At 48.6% G+C, this 681-nt stretch carries 2 protein-coding genes; both read left to right on the plus strand.

What is annotated here, in order from left to right:
- On the plus strand, nt 1-440 hold a 440-nt coding region (locus tag AC0L3J_RS37225; protein ID WP_473350410.1), incomplete at its 5' end, for a helix-turn-helix domain-containing protein.
- Between the two features lies 1 nt (nt 441).
- Nucleotides 442-681, plus strand: a 240-nt coding sequence (locus AC0L3J_RS37230) for a DNA-binding protein (RefSeq protein ID WP_473350411.1), incomplete at its 3' end; no start/stop codon positions are given.

A 681-nucleotide genomic window follows, 5' to 3' on the forward strand; every position in this document is an offset into this window, starting at 1 on the left:
CGAACGGTTTCCTGGTTTATTTCTCTGACCACGGTGAAGAGGTTTACGACACGCCGCCGCACAAAACTCAGGGGCGTAATGAGGACAACCCGACGCGTCATATGTACACCATTCCGTTCCTGCTGTGGACGTCAGAAAAATGGCAAGCGACTCATCCCCGTGATTTCTCGCAGGATGTTGATCGTAAATACAGCCTGGCGGAACTGATCCACACCTGGTCAGATTTGGCGGGCTTATCTTACGACGGTTACGATCCAACCCGTTCAGTATTCACCTGCTTGATATCGGCTAGGCCAGATTACTTCCGGTTTGGTTATGCGCCAACTACATTAGCTAATGCGCTAGAACGACACTGGCCAAAGGGTGAGCAGATTATTGCTAACGCCTTAGAAACTAAACCGGAAGTAATCTGGCCTAGCCGATATCAAGCAGGTGAATAACATGGAACTTTGGGTATCACCGAAAGAGTGTGCGAATCTTCCTGGTTTGCCGAAAACATCGGCTGGTGTGATTTATGTTGCTAAAAAGCAAGGATGGCAAAACCGCACTAGAGCAGGTGTCAAAGGTGGTAAAGCAATTGAATACAATGCGAACTCTTTACCTGTTGAAGCGAAAGCGGCGTTATTGCTGAGACAAGGAGAGATTGAAACAAGCCTGGGGTATTTTGAAATCGCCCGCCCC

It is taken from the genome of Bradyrhizobium sp. Kon37, from assembly GCF_055807535.1.